This is a genomic window from Streptomyces niphimycinicus, from assembly GCF_018883605.1.
Lineage (GTDB): Bacteria > Actinomycetota > Actinomycetes > Streptomycetales > Streptomycetaceae > Streptomyces > Streptomyces niphimycinicus.
Map to the genome: position 1 here is coordinate 1 of NZ_JAHLEM010000176.1, position 2436 is coordinate 2436.

Annotated in this window: 2 protein-coding genes; one reads left to right on the forward strand and one right to left on the reverse strand. The window is 75.5% G+C overall.

The genetic code is table 11. The features are described 5' to 3' along the window. Positions 1–294: 294 nt before the first annotated feature. The gene (locus tag KN815_RS17570) at positions 295–1275 is read right to left on the reverse strand and encodes a helix-turn-helix domain-containing protein (RefSeq protein ID WP_216342875.1); all 981 of its coding nucleotides are present in this window, start codon (positions 1273–1275) and stop codon (positions 295–297) included. 99 nt (positions 1276–1374) lie between these two features. On the opposite strand from KN815_RS17570, the gene KN815_RS17575 reads away from it, so the two are divergent. Next, positions 1375–2436 (forward strand): glycosyltransferase (locus tag KN815_RS17575; RefSeq protein WP_216342876.1); only part of this gene is annotated, 1062 nt, incomplete at its 3' end.

Below are 2436 nucleotides of genomic sequence, written 5' to 3' on the forward strand. Positions count from 1 at the left end.
TTGGCCTGGTGGCGGTTCCCGGGTGTTGGCCTGGTGGCCGCTCCTGGGTGTTGGCCTGGTGGCCACTTCCGGGTGCTGGCCTGGTGGCCATTCCCGGGTGTTGGCCTGGTGGCGGCTCCTGGGTGTTGGCCTGGTGGCCACTTCCGGGTGCTGGCCTGGTGGCCATTCCCGGGTGTTGGCCTGGTGGCCGCTCCTGGGTGTTGGCCTGGTGGCCACTTCCGGGTGCTGGCCTGGTGGCCATTCCCGGGTGCTGACCTGGCGGCCACCCCCAGGCGCTCACCCGGCGTTCGCGGTCTACTTCGCGGTCAGGGGGAGGCCCGCGACCTGCTCGTGCAGGGCGGCGAGCGGTGCCGCGAGGTATCCCTGGCCGGTGGCCGCGGACGGTGGCGGGGTCTCGCCGATGAGGGCCAGGGCCTGTCGCCAGTAACGCAGCGAGAACGAACCGGCGCGCCCCCCGCGGCGGAACAGGGCGCGCAGATGCGCGCGGAACGCCGGTGTGTCGTCGTGGCCGTCGACGCGGGCGTAGGTGCGCACGAACTGGCCGAGCGCCTCGGCGCGCCGCTCCGGACAGCCGGAGACCAGGGCCTCGCCGGCCAGTGCGCAGGCGTCCAGCAGACCGGCGTAGAACGACGCGACGTCGCCCACCTGGTGGGCTTGCGGCTGTCGGCGCCGGTCGTCCGCGGTGGCCAGGGCGTGGAGTTCGGCGTAGGCGAGCACGGTCGGGGTGGTCGGGGCCGCGGCGGCCGGGGCGGTCGGGGCGGTCGGGACGGTCGGTGGCGCGGGCACCGCGCCGTCGATGACGGCCTGGGCCAGGCGGCGCGGCAGACCGGCCGGGAGCGCCCAGCGCCAGTACCGCACCAGCCGATCGTGGGCGTCGTCCGGACTGCCCACCCCGGCGAGCAGGGCGAGGCGGCGCGGCCGTTCCGGCGCGGGGCAGTCGTCCAGCGCGCGGAGCACCTCCCGGCGCCATGTGGCCTCACGCAACTGCTCCTGGACCGCGTCCAGTTCGCGGCTGACGAGTTCGTCCAGCGAGCGTTCCCCCGCCATGACCGCGGCGATCGCGGCGATGGGGGTGCCGAGCGCACGGAGATGCTGGATCAGCCGGAGCCTGGGCAGCGCGTCCGAGGCGTATCTGCGGTGGCCGCCCGGGGTGCGTCCGCTCTCGGGCAGCAGCCCGATGTCCGAGTAGTAGCGGATGGTCTTCACCGGCAGTCCGGTGCGCGCGGCCAGCTCGCCGATGCCCACCGTGCCACCGTCCTGGGTGCCGTCCGTCACAGTGCCTTGAACCTCCACCGTGCGGGAGCCCTTAGCGTCCCTGGCGAACGCCGTCGTCCGAGTATGCGCCGGGCGGCACTCGCCGAGGAGGACCATCACATGCGAATTCTGATCGTGACCGCCGGTTCGCGAGGCGACGTCGCCCCGTACACGGGCCTGGGGCTGCGTCTGCTGGCGGCCGGTCACGAGGTGACCGTGGCCGCCCATCCGCCCTTCGCCGGGCTCCTCGACGGATGCGGCCTGGACCACCGGCCACTGCCGGGCGATCCACGGGAGTTGATCCGCGCCAGGGCGCGGGCGGCCTCGTGGGAGGAAGCGCGGGCGGCGATGGCGACGTTCCTGGACCGGCTCGCCGACGGGGTGGTGGCGGCCGCGGACGGGGCCGACCTGGTGCTCACCGCGTTCGGCCCGGCGGCGCTCAGCCAGGCGGCCGCCGAGGCGTACGGCATCCCCGTCATCGGCACCTATCTCGCACCGGCCTGTGCCACGCGGGAGTTCCCGCTGGCCGGTGCGACGGGCGGCGACGACCTGGGCCCGGACGGCAACCTGGCGGCGGGCCGGAGGCTGCTGGCGGATGCCGGAGCGCTCCAGGCGGGGGCCGTGGCGGGGCTGCGCGCCCGGCTCGGGCTGCCGCCCGCCGCCTCGCAGCCGACGGGGGCGGACATCCGGCCGGTCTTCCACGGCTTCAGTCCGCTGGTCGTACCGCGCCCGGCGGACTGGCCGCCCCAGGTCGAGGTGGCGGGTTACTGGTGGCCCGCCCGGCCGCAGGACTGGCGGCCCCCGGCCGAGCTGGTCGACTTCCTGGAGGCCGGTCCGCCACCGGTGTTCATCGGGTTCGGCAGCATGGCGCCGGGCGAGGGGGAGCGGCTTGGTGAACTGGTGACGGCGGCGGTGGCCAGGGCGGGGGTGCGCGCGGTGGTGCAGGCGGGGTGGGCCGGGCTGACCACGGCAGGTGATGACGTCCTTACGGTAGGCGACGTCATTCTTACGGTCGGCGACCTCCCGCATGACTGGCTGTTCTCGCGCACGGCCGCCCTCGTCCACCACGCCGGAGCGGGCACCACCGCGGCCGGGCTGCGCGCCGGGGTCCCGGCGGTGCCGGTGCCCGCCATGGCCGACCAGCCGTTCTGGGCGGCCCGGCTGCACCGGCTCGGCGTCGCC